Genomic DNA, 14,073 nt, shown 5'->3' with positions numbered 1-14,073 from the left:
GGGCCGCCCCGGCGGCCGCCGCCGGGGGAGCGGCGCTGCTGGTGCTGGCCGGCGTACTGGCCCGGCGCCCGCGCACCGCGCGGCGGGATAGGGTCGGGTAACTGTGGCCACCAAGAACATCCCGAACCCCGGTTTCTCCGACGACGACGGCACCGCCGACCCCCGGCTGAGCGCGGCCCTGGCCGCCTGGGCCGAGGACCGGTCGCGGGAGCCGCAGCTGCTGGCGGCCCTGAAGGACGCCCGGCTGCTGGTGCCCGTCGTGGCGGTGCTCGGCGAGGTCGAGACCGACCCGGAGACCGGGCTGAAGCGCGAGAAGACCAGCGACATGGCCGTCCCCACCCTGACGGCGGGGGACCGCCGGGCGCTGCCCGCCTTCACCTCCATCGCCTCCCTGGCCCTGTGGGACCCGGCGGCCCGCCCGGTGGCGGTCCCGCTGCACCAGGCGCTGGCCGCGGCCGTGCACGAGAAGGCGGACACGATCGTCCTCGACCTGGCCGGCCCCGTCCCCTACCAGCTGACCGGCCCCGCGCTGCTCGCGCTGGCCGAGGGCCGTACGGACGCGGACCCGCTGGCGGACCCCGCCGTGCGCGGGGCGGTACGGGCCGCGGTGGCCGCCGAGCCGGCCGTGCTCCGCGCCCACCTGGGCCCGGGCGGGGCCGCCGCCGACGGCACCCTCGCCATCGTGCTGTCCGAGGGGACGCCGGTGGCCCCCGCCGCCCGCCGGGTGGCCGAGGCCCTCGCGGCGGACGAGACCCTGCGCGGACGCCTCGTACGCGGCCTGGACCTGGCCCTGCTCCCGGCCGACGCCCCGGTCCCGCCGGGCGAGCCGCTCTTCACGCGCTGAGGACCCCGTACGTACGCCGAAGGGCCGTCCGCGAAACCTCGCGGGCGGCCCTTCGGCGTACGAAACGGAATCCGGGGTGGAGCGACGGGACGGTCAGGCGTAGACGGGACCCGTGAACTTCTCGCCCGGGCCCTGGCCCGGCTCGTCCGGGACGATCGAGGCCTCGCGGAAGGCCAGCTGGAGGGACTTCAGGCCGTCGCGCAGCGGGGCGGCGTGGAAGGAGCTGATCTCGGTGGCGCTGGCGCTGACCAGGCCGGCCAGGGCGGTGATCAGCTTGCGGGCCTCGTCGAGGTCCTTGTGCTCGGAGTCCGGCTTGTCCAGGCCCAGGTTGACCGCCGCGGCGCTCAGCAGGTGGACGGCCACCGTGGTGATGACCTCGACGGCCGGGACGTCCGCGATGTCGCGGGTCATCTCGTCGTAGTCGGGAGTGGTGGAATCGGAGGGCGTCGCGTCAGTCATGCGCTCCACGATAGGTCGTGCGGCGGCCTTGCAATGCGTGGGGTACTATGTACATCGACCGGCCGGACACCTGCGTGCCCGGCCCACAAGTGGAGGCTCCGATCTCCCACCCGACCACCCTCAGGGGCGGCGGGTCATCCGGTCAGGCGGTATCCATCGTTCCGTACGGACGATGGAAGGCCGCCGAGTTGCGCCCCGCGGTTCGCACGCGGCGGTGCTCCGGTTGTTTTGGAGCCCCTGCCTGTGCCCGGCGGGGCATTTTTCATTCTCCGCCGCGGTTTCGGTCTGACGACACAAGACGTCAGCGGTTGTCTGCCAGACAACCGTGTGGTGCTACCGAGGAGGATCCATCAGCACCGAGCCCCGCATCAACGATCGGATTCGCGTCCCTGAGGTGCGACTCGTCGGTCCCAGCGGCGAACAGGTGGGCATTGTTCCGCTTGCGAAGGCGCTTGAGCTCGCACAGGAATACGACCTGGACCTGGTCGAGGTCGCGGCTTCCGCGCGCCCGCCGGTCTGCAAGCTCATGGACTACGGCAAGTTCAAGTACGAGTCGGCCATGAAGGCCCGTGAGGCGCGCAAGAACCAGGCGCACACGGTCATCAAGGAGATGAAGCTCCGGCCGAAGATCGACCCGCACGACTATGACACCAAGAAGGGTCACGTCGTTCGGTTCCTCAAGCAGGGCGACAAGGTCAAGATCACGATCATGTTCCGTGGTCGCGAGCAGTCCCGGCCGGAGCTCGGCTACCGACTGCTGCAGCGTCTCGCGGAGGACGTCCAGGACCTCGGCTTCATCGAGTCGAACCCGAAGCAGGACGGCCGAAACATGATCATGGTCCTCGGTCCGCACAAGAAGAAGACCGAGGCGATGGCCGAAGCCCGCGAGGCGCAGGCCGCCCGCAAGGCCGAGCGCCAGGGTGCCGCCGCCGAGGCCGCTCCGGCCGAGACGGAGTCCACCGAGGCCGCTCCGGCCGAGGCGGAACCCACCGAGGCCGCCGCCGACGGCTCCGCCGAGGCGAACGCCGAGGCCTGATCCCGAGGCAGCCCGTCTCGGAATCACCCACACAACATGACGCTCCCGCCCGCCGGTCGGCAACGACCGGTGGGAGCGCCACCGACGAGGAGATAACGGCGCTATGCCGAAGAACAAGACGCACAGCGGTTCCAAGAAGCGCTTCAAGATCACCGGCTCCGGCAAGGTGCTCCGTGAGCGCGCCGGCAAGCGCCACCTGCTCGAGCACAAGTCGTCCCGTGTCACCCGCCGCCTGACCGGCAACGCGGAGATGGCCCCCGGCGACGCCGCGAAGATCAAGAAGCTTCTCGGCAAGTGACGTCCTTCCGCTCCCCCCGCGGGGAGCGGGACGTCAAGACCGGGACCCCATCGAATTCGGGCCGTGTGAAGACAACCACGGCCCCGCTACAAGGAGTTAAAAAGTGGCACGCGTCAAGCGGGCAGTAAACGCCCACAAGAAGCGCCGGGCGATCCTCGAGGCGGCCTCCGGCTACCGCGGTCAGCGCTCGCGCCTGTACCGCAAGGCCAAGGAGCAGGTCACCCACTCGCTGGTCTACAACTTCAACGACCGCAAGAAGCGCAAGGGCGACTTCCGTCAGCTGTGGATCCAGCGCATCAACGCCGCTGCCCGCCAGAACGGCATGACGTACAACCGCCTCATCCAGGGTCTGAAGGCCGCCAACATCGAGGTGGACCGCAAGATGCTGGCCGAGCTGGCCGTCAACGACGCCAACGCGTTCGCCGCGCTCGTCGAGGTCGCGCAGAAGGCCCTCCCGGCCGACGTGAACGCGCCCAAGGCCGCCGCGTAAGGCATTCGCCGGCCCGATGGACAGAGGCCGGCACCCACGGACCCGCAGGCGCTCGCCTGCGGGTCCGTGTGCGTTCGCCCCGCCCCGCACGGCCGCAGCCGCGCACCGGACACCCGAGAGAGAACCCTGAGCATGCCGACCCCCGCCGAGCTGATCTCCCCCCGATCCCCGCGGGTGGCCGCCGCACGGCGGCTGGCGCGGCGCAACTTCCGGACCAAGGAGCGCAGGTTCCTCGCCGAGGGCCCCCAGGCCGTCCGTGAGGCGGTCGCGCACCGCGGGGCCCAGGGCGCGACCCTGATCGAGCTGTTCGCCACCGTCGAGGCCGCCGAGCGCTACGCCGACATCGTCGAGGCCGCGCTGCTGGGCGGGGCACGGGTGCACTACGCCTCCGACGAGGTGCTCGCGGAGGTCTCGCAGACCGTCACCCCGCAGGGGCTCGTCGGCGTCTGCCACTTCCTCGACTCCCCCTTCGAGGAGATCCTCAAGGCCGGGCCCAAGCTGGTCGCCGTCCTCGCCCACGTCCGCGACCCCGGGAACGCCGGCACCGTCCTGCGCTGCGCGGACGCCGCCGGAGCCGACGCCGTGGTGCTGACCGACGCCTCCGTCGACCTCTACAACCCCAAGTCCGTCCGCGCCTCCGTGGGCTCCCTCTTCCACCTCCCCGTGGCCGTCGGCGTCCCCGTCGAGCAGGCCGTGGCGGGGCTGCGGGAGGCTGGCGTACGGATCCTCGCGGCCGACGGGGCCGGCGAGGACGACCTCGACGCCGAGCTGGACGCCGGCACCATGGGCGGCCCCTCCGCCTGGGTCTTCGGCAACGAGGCCTGGGGCCTGCCCGAGGAGACCCGGGCGCTCGCGGACGCCGTCGTACGGGTCCCGATCCACGGCAAGGCCGAGAGCCTGAACCTCGCCACGGCCGCCGCCGTGTGCCTCTACGCGTCCGCGCGTGCACAGCGGGCGTCCGGAGGGTGCCGTTCCGTGACCCCCAGCTAGTAATGTGGCCGTCCGGGGGCCCACTGAGCTACCCGGAGATGTGGGGTACGGGGACATGACCGTCGGCACGAACAGCTCGCCGGGGGCCGCCGGCGCGGCCGCGCCCGCCGCCGAGGGGTGCGGTTTCGGGCTGGATCCCGACGAGCTGCCCGACGGGCTCGTCGTCGCCGACGACACCGGGCGCGTCATCTGCTTCAACCGGGCCGCCTCCCGGATCACCGCCATCACGGCCGGCCAGGCCCTCGGCGCCCGCATCGAGAGCGCGCTCCCGCTGGAGGACCTCGAAGGCCGTCGCTGGTGGGCGCTGACCGACCCGTACGGGGGGCTCGCCACCCGGCGCGGCCAGCCCGAACGGAACCTGCTGCTCCCCGGCGGCCGCGAGGTGCTGGTCTCCGCCCGGTACGTGCGCACCCACCCCACCGGCCCGCTGAGCCGCCTCGTGGTCACCCTGCGCGGCACCGAGGCCCGCCGGCGCACCGAGCGCAGCCACGCCGAGCTGATCGCGACCGTCGCGCACGAACTGCGCTCCCCGCTGACCTCCGTCAAGGGCTTCACCGCGACCCTGCTCGCCAAATGGGAGCGGTTCACCGACGACCAGAAGCGGCTGATGCTGGAGACCGTCGACGCCGACGCCAACCGCGTCACCCGCCTCATCGCGGAGCTCCTCGACATCTCCCGCATCGACTCCGGCCGCCTGGAGGTGCGCCGCCAGCCGGTGGACATCGCCGCCGCCGTCGGCCGGCACGTCCAGGCCCTCACCGCGAACGGCCAGGCCCCCGAGCGTTTCCTCGTACGGGTCAGCCGGCCGCTGCCCGACCTGTGGGCCGATCCGGACAAGATCGACCAGATCCTGGGCAACCTCCTCGAAAATGCGGTGCGGCACGGCGACGGAACGGTCACCATCGACGTAGCGCCATACGAGAAGGGAACAGCCGTCACCGTGACCGACGAGGGCCCCGGGATCCCCGAGGAGTCGATGGGCCGCGTCTTCACCCGTTTCTGGCGGGGGAGCAAGCGCGGCGGCACCGGCCTGGGCCTGTACATCGTCAAGGGCATCGTGGAGGCCCACGGCGGAACGATCACCGTCGGGCGCGGACCCGGCGGCGGCGCGGAGTTCCGATTTATGCTGCCCGTGAGCGCGCCGGCCTACCTCACCCAGTAACCCTGCGGAGAGTCTCGCCAGGCGGCCCACGGGCTTCCTCACCCCCGGCGGCCCTTAGACTCGTCCTTTGGCACCTTTGTGTCCTTGTGCCGATCACGTCGATCAGCGATCGAGTCGTGCGAGTCGTGCGAGTCGTGCGGGGACCCACCAGCCAGCCATCGGAAGTACGGGAAGAGATGTCGGCACCGAACAAGTCGTACGACCCTGTCGAGGTCGAGGCACTGAAACCGGAAGAGATCGAGCGCATGCGGGACGAGGCGCTCGCCGCCTTCGCGTCCGCCGGCGACCTCGACGAGCTCCGCGAGGCGAAGACCGCGCACATGGGCGACCGCTCGCCCCTCGCGCTCGCCAACCGCGAGATCGGCGCCCTGCCGCCCCAGGCCAAGGCCGAGGCGGGCAAGCGCGTCGGACAGGCCCGCGGCGCCGTGAACAAGGCGTTCGGCGCCCGCACGGTCGCCCTGGAGGCCGAGCGCGACGAGCGGGTGCTGGTCGAGGAGGCGGTGGACGTCACGCTGCCCTACGACCGCGTGCCCGCCGGCGCCCGCCACCCGCTGACCACGCTGATGGACCGCATCGCGGACATCTTCGTCGGCATGGGCTACGAGGTCGCGGAGGGCCCCGAGGTCGAGGCGGAGTGGTTCAACTTCGACGCCCTCAACTTCACGCCCGACCACCCGGCCCGCCAGATGCAGGACACCTTCTTCGTCCAGGGCCCCGAGGGCACCCAGGGCGACGAGTCCGGTGTCGTGCTGCGCACCCACACCTCCCCGGTGCAGGCGCGCTCGCTGCTGGAGCGCAAGCCCCCCGTCTACATCGTCTGCCCGGGCCGCGTGTACCGCACCGACGAGCTCGACGCGACGCACACCCCGGTCTTCCACCAGGTCGAGCTGCTCGCCGTCGACGAGGGCCTGACCATGGCGGACCTCAAGGGCACCATGGACCACATGGTCCAGGAGCTGTTCGGCGAGGGCACCACCACGCGCCTGCGCCCGCACTTCTTCCCGTTCACCGAGCCGTCCGCCGAGATGGACATGCAGTGCTACGTCTGCCGCGGCGAGTCGGTGGGCAACCCCGACCGCCCCTGCCGTACCTGTTCCAGCGAGGGCTGGATCGAGCTCGGCGGCTGCGGCATGGTCAACCCCAAGGTGCTCGTCGCCTGCGGTGTGGACCCCGAGAAGTACAGCGGGTTCGCCTTCGGGTTCGGCATCGAGCGGATGCTGATGTTCCGCCACAACGTTGAAGACATGCGAGACATGGTCGAGGGTGACGTGCGCTTCACCCGGCCGTTCGGGAGTGAGATCTGATGCGCGTCCCGCTTTCCTGGCTGCGGGAGTACGTCGACCTCCCCGCGGGTGAGACCGGCCGTGACGTGGCCGCCAAGCTCGTCGACGCCGGCCTTGAGGTCGAGACCGTCGAGACGCTCGGCGCCGGCCTCAAGGGCCCCCTCGTCGTCGGCCAGGTGCTGACCATCGAGGAGCTGGAGGGCTTCCGCAAGCCCATCCGCTTCTGCACGGTCGACGTCGGCTCCGCCAACGGCACCGGCGAACCGCAGGAGATCGTCTGCGGCGCCCGGAACTTCTCCGTCGGCGACAAGGTCGTCGTGGTCCTGCCCGGCGCCGTCCTGCCCGGCGACTTCGCGATCGCCTCGCGCAAGACGTACGGCAAGACCTCCCACGGCATGATCTGCTCCGGCGACGAGCTGGGCATGGGCGACGACGGCACGCACGGCATCATCGTGCTGCCGCCGGAGTACGAGCCGGGCACCGACGCGATCGAGCTGCTCCAGCTCGTCGACGAGGTCCTCGACATCGACATCACCCCGGACCGCGGCTACTGCATGTCCATGCGCGGTGTGGCCCGTGAGGCCGCCACCGCCTACGGCCTGCCGCTGCGCGACCCGGCGCTGCTCGACGTGCCCGCGCCGAACTCGTACGGCTACGCGGTGAAGATCTCCGACCCGCAGGGCTGCGACCGCTTCACCGCCCGCACGGTCACCGGCCTGGACCCGGAGGCGCGCTCCCCGATCTGGCTCACCCGCCGCCTCCAGAAGGCCGGCATGCGCCCGATCTCGCTCGCCGTCGACATCACCAACTACGTGATGCTCGAACTCGGCCAGCCGCTGCACGCCTACGACCGGTCCCGCCTCGACGGCGAGATCGGCGTCCGCCGTGCCGAGCAGGGCGAGAAGTTCACCACCCTCGACGGGGTCAAGCGGACCCTCGACGCCGAGGACCTGGTGATCACCGACAACAGCGGCCCGATCGGGCTCGCCGGTGTCATGGGCGGCGCCAACACCGAGATCGCCGACTCCGTCACCGACCCGGAGACCGGCGTCGTCACCGGCACCACCGACGTGGTGATCGAGGCCGCGCACTTCGACTCCGTGTCGATCTCGCGCACCGCCCGCCGCCTGAAGCTGTCCTCCGAGTCCTCCAAGCGCTTCGAGCGCGGTGTCGACCCGATGGCCGCCGCCGCGGCCGCGCAGCGCACCGTCGACCTCCTCGTGCTGCTCGCCGGCGGCACCGCCGAGGCCGGGGTCACCGAGCTCATCGCCCCGGGCGCCCCGCGCACCATCGCGATGCGCGCCGACCACCCGGACCGGGTCGCGGGCATGGACTACGGCCGCGAGACCGTCGTGCGCCGCCTCCAGGAGATCGGCTGCGACGTCTACGGCCAGGACGAGCTCGTCGTCACCGTCCCCTCGTGGCGGCCCGACCTCGCCGCGCCCAACGACCTCGCCGAGGAGGTCATCCGTCTGGAGGGCTACGGGAACCTCCCGTCCACCCTCCCGCAGGTGCCCTCCGGCCGTGGCCTGACCCCGCGCCAGCAGCTGCACCGCCGCGTCGGCCGCGCCCTGGCCGGCTCCGGCTACGTCGAGGCGCTCAGCTACCCGTTCATCGGCGAGGGCGTCTTCGACCAGCTCCAGCTGCCCGCGGACGACGCGAGCCGCCGGGTCGTCAAGCTCGTCAACCCGCTCTCCGACGAGGAGCCGGCGCTGCGCACCACGCTGCTGCCGGGTCTGCTGGGCGCGCTGCGCCGCAACGACAGCCGCGGCAGCCACGACCTCGCGCTCTTCGAGACCGGCTCGGTCTTCCGGGCCGGCGACCAGCCGGGCGCGGCCGTACGGCTGCCCGTCGACCGCCGTCCCACGGACGAGGAGCTCGCCACCCTGGACGCGGCCCTGCCCGCGCAGCCGCGCCACGCCGCGGTCGTGCTGGCCGGTGCCCGCGAGCAGGCCGGCTGGTGGGGCAAGGGCCGTCCCGCCGACTGGGCCGACGCGGTCCAGGCGGCCCGCACGCTGGCCGCCGAGGCCGGCGTCGAGCTGGTCGTCCGCCAGGGCCAGCACGGGCCGTGGCACCCCGGCCGCTGCGCCGAGCTGGTCGTCACCCTCGACGGCGCGGAGACGGTCATCGGCCACGCCGGCGAGCTGCACCCGCGCGTGGTCAAGGCCCTCGGCCTGCCGGCGCGCACCAGCGCCATGGAGCTCGACCTCGACCGCCTCGCGGCGGCCGGCGGCGAGGCCCTCCAGGCGCCCCGGATCTCCACCTTCCCGGTGGCGACCCAGGACGTCGCGCTGATCGTCGACGCCTCCGTCCCGGCCGCGGCCGTGGAGGCCGCGCTGCACGAGGGCGCCGGCGAACTCCTCGAATCGCTGCGGCTGTTCGACGTGTTCACCGGTGAGCAGGTGGGCGAGGGCAAGAAGTCCCTCGCGTACGCGCTGCGCTTCCGGGCGCCCGACCGCACCCTGACCGCCGAGGAGTCCACGGCCGCGCGCGACGCGGCGGTGGCCCTCGCCGCCGAGCGGACCGGGGCGGTGCTGCGCGGCGCCTGAGGCACCGTGAGCAGGACCCGCTGAGGGGCTCGTCCGGACCACCGGACGAGCCCCTCAGGCATTTCGGGCAAGCCTCACTCATTCGGGTGAGAAGGGCGGCGAGCCGTGTCCGGTACGTCAGGAGGTCGACACAATCGTTCCGGCCGACGAGCCGGAGGGGAGCGTCCTACGGATGATCACGCGCCGGGAGATGCACCGGGCGCGCCTGGTGTGCGTCCTCGCCTGGGGCGGCGCCGCGGTGTCCTGGGAACTGTCCGCCCCGGGGCCGCTGGGGCCCAGCCTCGCGAGCTGCGCGGCCTTCCTGCTCCTCGCCACGGGCTGCGCCGCGCACATCCGGCGGGGCCTGGTCGCCGAGCTGCGGCGCTCGCGGGAGATCGCCGGAGCCACCCAGCGGGTGCTGCTGCGGCCGCTGCCCGGGCGGATCGACGGCCTGGCGCTGTGCGCCGCCCAGCTGTCCGCGAGCCGGGGTGCGGCGGTGGGCGGGGACCTGTACGAGGCCGTGCCGACGGCGTACGGGGTGCGGCTGGTGATCGGCGACGTACGGGGCCACGGGCTGCCGGCGCTGGGCGCGGCCGCGGCGGTCCTGGGATCCTTCCGCGAGGCGGCGTACGACGAGCCCTCGCTGGGCGGGGTGCTGCTGCGGATGGAGCGCTCGCTCCAGCGGCACCTGCGCGAGCGCGCCCGGGCGGAGCATCCGGCGGCCTGCGCTTCGGACCCGGAGTTCCCGTCGTCGGAGGACTTCGTCACGATCCTCCTCCTCCAGATCGCCCCGGACGGTACCGTCCGGGCCCTGAACTGCGGCCACCCATGGCCGTACCGCCTGAGCCCCCTGGGGGCCGAGCGGGAGCCCTGCGGGAGCCTCTCCCCGTCCCGCCCCGGCGCCGCTTCCCGGGCTCCCTCCGGTCAATCCGGCGCCGCACCCGCCCGGGGTCCGGCGCGCAGCCCCTGGGGGTACCTCCCGGCGGGGCTGGGGGAGGAACGGAGGAAGGGCGGGGCGGGGAGCGGCTCCGCGCAGCGGCGCACCCGCGTACGGGTGCTGGAGGGCGGTGAGACGTGGCCGCCGCTCGGGGTGGTGCCCGTACCCCCGAAGGTGCAGCCGCAGGAGCTCGGGCAACTCCGGCCCGGGGAGGCCCTCTTACTGCACACCGACGGTGCCGAGGACGCACGTGACCGCCAGGGCCGCTTCTTCCCCCTGCCCCGCTTCCTCGCGGAGCAGCAGACGCTCACGCCCGCGCGGCTGGTCGCGGGCGTGCACGCCGCCCTGCTGCGCCACACCGGCGGACGGCTCACCGACGACGTCGCCCTGCTGGCGCTGCGCAACGACCGCCCCTGACCGGGGACCGGACCGGCCCTGCACCGGCCAAGGTCACGGCGGCGGCGCCCCGCCCGGGGACCGGACCCGCCCGGCCGGGGGGAGTGGAACGGCCCGGGCGGATCCGCGTCGCCGGCGGAGCCACTCCGCACCGGGCCGGTGGACGGACCCGGTGCGGAACCGGCCCGGCTCGGGCGGGGGGCCCGGCGACCAACCGGGCGGCCCCCGCGGAGCCGTGGTGCGCCGCCCGCCTGCCATGGAGTGTCGGGCAGACAGCAGGGCGGGCGGCGCGGTGCCGGGTCGTCGCACTGTACGAGGGGGAGCCGACGACCGGGCGGCCTCCTTGGCGAGGCTCTTAAGTGAAGCGCGGCGCGACCCCTTCGCGGCAGGGTGCGTATCGCATTTATGCGCGTTCTTGTTTCACACCCCGTGTGAATTGGACGCACCCCACCCCGCGCGAACCGCTCAGCCACTAGCCTGAAGCCGACGAGCCCTTGGAGGGGCCCATGCAGCCCAACGCCCTGCTCGACGCCCTCCTCGCAGAGGCGGGCATGTCCCACGCCGGACTCGCCGCGCACGTCAACCAGGCGGGACGTTCCCGCGGACTCGCGCTGCGCTACGAACACACCGCGGTCTCCCGCTGGTTGAAGGGGCAGCGCCCCCGCGGCCAGGTGCCCGACCTCATCTGCGAGGTGCTGGGCGGACGCCTGCACCGCCCCCTCGGCCTCGACGACATCGGGCTCGGCATCCCCGGCCGGCAGAACCCGGACGCCACCCGGCTCAGCGGCTTCGTGGACCGCGCCACCGCCCTGTGGCGCTCCGACGAGCTGGGCCGGCCCGCCCAGCTCACCGCGCAGGCCCTCACCGGCACCCCCGCCGTCATCCCGGTGTGGGAGTGGGAGAACCCGCCCGAGGACGCCGACGTGTCCCGCCCGGGCACCCACCGGATCGGCCCCGAGCACATCGAGGTCCTGCGGGCCGCCCGGGCGCACTACGAGCTGATGTACCGGCGGGCCGGCGGCATGGCCACCCGGGCCCGGATCGTGCGCTTCCTCGGCAGCGAGACCGCCCCGATGCTGCGCGGCGGCTACCCCGACGACGTCGGCCGCCAGTTGCACCGCGCCACCGGCTCCCTGGTGGCCGTCGCCGGGATCTGCGCGTACGACTCCGACGCGCACGGCCTCGCCCAGCGCTACTTCCACCAGGCGCTGCGCCTCGCCAAGGCCAGCGGGGACCGGGGGCTGGGGGCGTACGTGATCGCGCTGCTGGTCAACCAGTCCCTGCACCTGCGGGACTTCCGCCAGGCCGTGGCCTTCGCCGAGGCCGCGCTGCGCGCCGCCGGCAGCCAGACCACCCCCGCCCTGGCCGCCGACCTGTACGCGATGCAGGCCAAGGCCTACGCCCAACTCGGCGACACCGCCGCCGCCCTGGCCTGCATCCGGCGCGCGGAGGCGGCCGCCGAGCGGATCCGGCCCGGCACCGAGCCCGCCGAGACCGGCTACGTCCAGCCCGGGCTGGTCAACGTACAGGTGGCGGAGGCGCTGCTCAGCCTGGGGGACCTGGACGCCGCGCACGAGCAGGCGGCCGAGGCCGTCGGCACTCCGGCGCACGACCGGGGGCGCGTGCACCGGCTGGCCATGCTGTGCGAGATCCAGCTGAGGCAGGGGGAAGCGGACCGTGCCGTGGCCTCGGCGGCCGAAATGGCGGAACGGGCCAAGGGGATGGAGTCGCTGCGGCTGCGGGACCGGCTTCGGGCGGTCCGGGAAGCCCTGCTGACCAGCGGCTGCGCCGGTGCGCAGGAGACGGCCGACCTCATCGACGGGGCGCTGCGCGTTCCCCTGTGACGGTCTCAGCTGCTGCCATGTTGCCACCTACGAACCGGAAGGCGGCAAAACCGTGCAGTGGACGAACCTGAGCGAGCAGACCGTGTACAAGAACCGCTGGTTCGACGTGAACCTCGCGGACGTGGAACTCCCCGACGGCCGGCACCTGGACCACTTCGTCATCCGGCTGCGGCCGGTCGCCGTGGCCACCGCCGTCAACGAGGCGGACGAGGTGCTGCTGTTGTGGCGGCACCGGTTCATCACCGACAGCTGGGGCTGGGAGCTGCCCGCCGGGGTGGTCGAGGACGGCGAGTCCGTCGAGGCGGCGGCCGCCCGGGAGATGGAGGAGGAGTCGGGCTGGCGGCCCGGCCCGCTCCACCACCTGATGACCGTCGAGCCCTCCAACGGCCTGACGGACGCCCGCCACCACCTCTACTGGGCGGACGGGGCCACCCGTGTCGGCGAACCGGAGGACGGCTTCGAGTCCTCGCGCCGCGAGTGGGTGCCGCTGAAGCTGGTGCCGGACATGATCGGGCGCGGGGAGATCCCGGCCGCCAACATGGCGGCCGGGCTGCTCCTGCTGCACCACCTCCGGCTGGGCCGCCCCTAGCGGGGCCGCGTCCGCGGCGGCCCGCCGTGCACGGGCCGCCGTCGGCGGGGTCAGCCGTACGGGTAGAAGCCCGAGCCCGTCTTGCGGCCCAGGCGGCCCGCGTCGACCATCCGCTGGAGCAGCGGGGGAGCCGCGTACAGCGGCTCCTTGTACTCGGCGTACATCGAGTCGGCGATCGACGCGATGGTGTCCAGGCCGATCAGGTCGGACAGCTTCAGCGGGCCCATGGGGTGGGCGCAGCCCAGCTCCATGCCGTTGTCGATGTCCTCGCGGCTGGCGATGCCGGACTCGAACATCCGGATCGCCGACAGCAGGTACGGGACGAGGAGGGCGTTGACGACGAAGCCGGACCGGTCCTGGGCGCGGACGGCGTGCTTGTTCAGCACGTCCCGCACCAGGGCCTCGGACCGCTTGACGGTCTCCTCGCTCGTCGTCAGCGCCGGGATCAGCTCGACGAGCCGCTGCACGGGCGCCGGGTTGAAGAAGTGGATGCCGATGACCTGGTCGGGCCGCGAGGTCGCGACGGCCAGCTTGACCAGCGGGATCGAGGAGGTGTTGGAGGCGAGGATCGCGTCCGGGCGGGTGATCACCTGATCGAGGACCTGGAAGATCTCCGTCTTGACCTGCTCGTTCTCGACGACGGCCTCGATGACGAGGTCGCGGTCGGCGAACTCGCCGAGGTCGGTGGTGAAGCTGAGGCGGGCCAGGGTGGCGTCCCGCTCCTCCTCGCTGATCTTGCCGCGTTCGGCGGCCTTGGTCAGCGAGTTGTGCAGCCGGGTGCGCCCGATCTCCAGGGCCTCCCCGGTGGTCTCGGCGACCTTCACCTCAAGACCGCTGCGGGCGCACACCTCCGCGATGCCCGCGCCCATCTGGCCACAGCCCACCACGCCGACCCTGGTGATGTCGGTCGGGAGGGTAGAGAGGTCCGTCACATCGTGCCTTTCGCTGCTCTTCCATCGCGGGTCCCCCGTTGTTCGGCAGTGGTAACTGCATCCCGGCGCCCGCCACGCCCCCCGACGTTACTCCCGTCGTTGCCGCCGGTGACGGGGCGGGGCGGGCATGCTGGGCGTTCGCGAAGCGTTGTCACGGAGAGGAACGGAGTCGTCACATGACGTACATCGGACGGCGGGGGCTGCTGGCGGGCCAGGGTGGCGTCCCGCTCCTCCTCGCTGATCTTGCCGCGTTCGGCGGCCTTGGTCAGCGAGTTGTGCAGCCGG

General features: G+C 73.0%; 13 protein-coding genes. 11 read left to right on the top strand and 2 right to left on the bottom strand.

Annotated features, from left to right (window positions below; translation table 11 throughout):
- The first annotated feature begins 103 nt into the window (after positions 1 to 103).
- The gene (locus AB0F18_RS34905) at positions 104 to 844 is read left to right on the top strand and encodes an SseB family protein (RefSeq protein ID WP_362068135.1); all 741 of its coding nucleotides are present in this window, start codon (positions 104 to 106) and stop codon (positions 842 to 844) included.
- 93 nt (positions 845 to 937) lie between these two features.
- On the opposite strand, the gene AB0F18_RS34900 is transcribed toward AB0F18_RS34905, so the two are convergent.
- Positions 938 to 1,303, bottom strand: a complete 366-nt coding sequence (locus AB0F18_RS34900) for a DUF1844 domain-containing protein (protein WP_079425214.1) — start codon at positions 1,301 to 1,303, stop codon at positions 938 to 940.
- A 325-nt stretch (positions 1,304 to 1,628) separates the two neighbouring features.
- On the opposite strand from AB0F18_RS34900, the gene infC reads away from it, so the two are divergent.
- The 10 genes from infC to AB0F18_RS34850 all read left to right on the top strand — a co-directional run bounded on the left by infC (position 1,629) and on the right by AB0F18_RS34850 (position 12,856).
- Complete coding sequence (gene infC / locus AB0F18_RS34895) at positions 1,629 to 2,339, top strand: translation initiation factor IF-3 (protein ID WP_362068132.1); 711 nt, start codon at positions 1,629 to 1,631, stop codon at positions 2,337 to 2,339.
- Between the two features lie 103 nt (positions 2,340 to 2,442).
- Positions 2,443 to 2,637, top strand: coding sequence for a 50S ribosomal protein L35 (gene rpmI, locus AB0F18_RS34890; RefSeq protein ID WP_040254989.1), 195 nt, complete (start codon positions 2,443 to 2,445; stop codon positions 2,635 to 2,637).
- Positions 2,638 to 2,740: 103 nt separating this feature from the next.
- The gene (rplT, locus tag AB0F18_RS34885) at positions 2,741 to 3,127 is read left to right on the top strand and encodes a 50S ribosomal protein L20 (RefSeq protein ID WP_079425210.1); all 387 of its coding nucleotides are present in this window, start codon (positions 2,741 to 2,743) and stop codon (positions 3,125 to 3,127) included.
- A gap of 132 nt (positions 3,128 to 3,259) precedes the next feature.
- Complete coding sequence (locus AB0F18_RS34880; RefSeq protein WP_362068127.1) at positions 3,260 to 4,117, top strand: RNA methyltransferase; 858 nt, start codon at positions 3,260 to 3,262, stop codon at positions 4,115 to 4,117.
- A gap of 55 nt (positions 4,118 to 4,172) precedes the next feature.
- Positions 4,173 to 5,279 carry an ATP-binding protein gene (locus AB0F18_RS34875; protein ID WP_362068124.1) on the top strand — a complete coding sequence of 369 codons (1,107 nt, stop codon included), beginning with the start codon at positions 4,173 to 4,175 and terminating at the stop codon, positions 5,277 to 5,279.
- Positions 5,280 to 5,455: 176 nt separating this feature from the next.
- On the top strand, positions 5,456 to 6,583 hold the full coding sequence (pheS, locus tag AB0F18_RS34870; RefSeq protein ID WP_362068121.1) for a phenylalanine--tRNA ligase subunit alpha: 1,128 nt from the start codon (positions 5,456 to 5,458) through the stop codon (positions 6,581 to 6,583).
- Positions 6,583 to 9,111 carry a phenylalanine--tRNA ligase subunit beta gene (gene pheT / locus AB0F18_RS34865; protein WP_362068118.1) on the top strand — a complete coding sequence of 843 codons (2,529 nt, stop codon included), beginning with the start codon at positions 6,583 to 6,585 and terminating at the stop codon, positions 9,109 to 9,111. The genes pheS and pheT overlap by 1 nt, the downstream gene beginning before the upstream one ends.
- 172 nt (positions 9,112 to 9,283) lie before the next feature.
- Positions 9,284 to 10,444 carry a PP2C family protein-serine/threonine phosphatase gene (locus AB0F18_RS34860; RefSeq protein WP_362068115.1) on the top strand — a complete coding sequence of 387 codons (1,161 nt, stop codon included), beginning with the start codon at positions 9,284 to 9,286 and terminating at the stop codon, positions 10,442 to 10,444.
- Positions 10,445 to 10,929: 485 nt separating this feature from the next.
- Entirely contained in the window at positions 10,930 to 12,267 is a 1,338-nt protein-coding gene (locus AB0F18_RS34855; RefSeq protein ID WP_362068112.1) for a transcriptional regulator, read from the top strand.
- A gap of 52 nt (positions 12,268 to 12,319) precedes the next feature.
- Positions 12,320 to 12,856, top strand: a complete 537-nt coding sequence (locus tag AB0F18_RS34850; protein WP_362068109.1) for an NUDIX domain-containing protein — start codon at positions 12,320 to 12,322, stop codon at positions 12,854 to 12,856.
- 50 nt (positions 12,857 to 12,906) lie between these two features.
- Here the strand turns inward: AB0F18_RS34850 and AB0F18_RS34845 are convergent, their stop codons facing one another.
- Entirely contained in the window at positions 12,907 to 13,788 is an 882-nt protein-coding gene (locus AB0F18_RS34845; RefSeq protein WP_362068106.1) for a 3-hydroxybutyryl-CoA dehydrogenase, read from the bottom strand.
- Positions 13,789 to 14,073: the final 285 nt, after the last annotated feature.

It is taken from the genome of Streptomyces sp. NPDC029216, from assembly GCF_040648015.1.
GTDB lineage: Bacteria > Actinomycetota > Actinomycetes > Streptomycetales > Streptomycetaceae > Streptomyces.
The sequence above is the reverse complement of the archived record's forward strand: the minus strand, read 5'-3'. Positions and strand labels throughout refer to the sequence as shown.

Bases quoted from the DNA above. Each gene is read 5' to 3' on its own strand.
- rpmI (WP_040254989.1), top strand. From the start codon at position 2,443: ATGCCGAAGAACAAGACGCACAGCGGTTCCAAGAAGCGCTTCAAGATC.
- AB0F18_RS34900 (WP_079425214.1), bottom strand. From the start codon at position 1,303: ATGACTGACGCGACGCCCTCCGATTCCACCACTCCCGACTACGACGAG.
- AB0F18_RS34855 (WP_362068112.1), top strand. From the start codon at position 10,930: ATGCAGCCCAACGCCCTGCTCGACGCCCTCCTCGCAGAGGCGGGCATG.
- AB0F18_RS34860 (WP_362068115.1), top strand. From the start codon at position 9,284: ATGATCACGCGCCGGGAGATGCACCGGGCGCGCCTGGTGTGCGTCCTC.
- pheT (WP_362068118.1), top strand. From the start codon at position 6,583: ATGCGCGTCCCGCTTTCCTGGCTGCGGGAGTACGTCGACCTCCCCGCG.
- AB0F18_RS34880 (WP_362068127.1), top strand. From the start codon at position 3,260: ATGCCGACCCCCGCCGAGCTGATCTCCCCCCGATCCCCGCGGGTGGCC.
- AB0F18_RS34875 (WP_362068124.1), top strand. From the start codon at position 4,173: ATGACCGTCGGCACGAACAGCTCGCCGGGGGCCGCCGGCGCGGCCGCG.
- pheS (WP_362068121.1), top strand. From the start codon at position 5,456: ATGTCGGCACCGAACAAGTCGTACGACCCTGTCGAGGTCGAGGCACTG.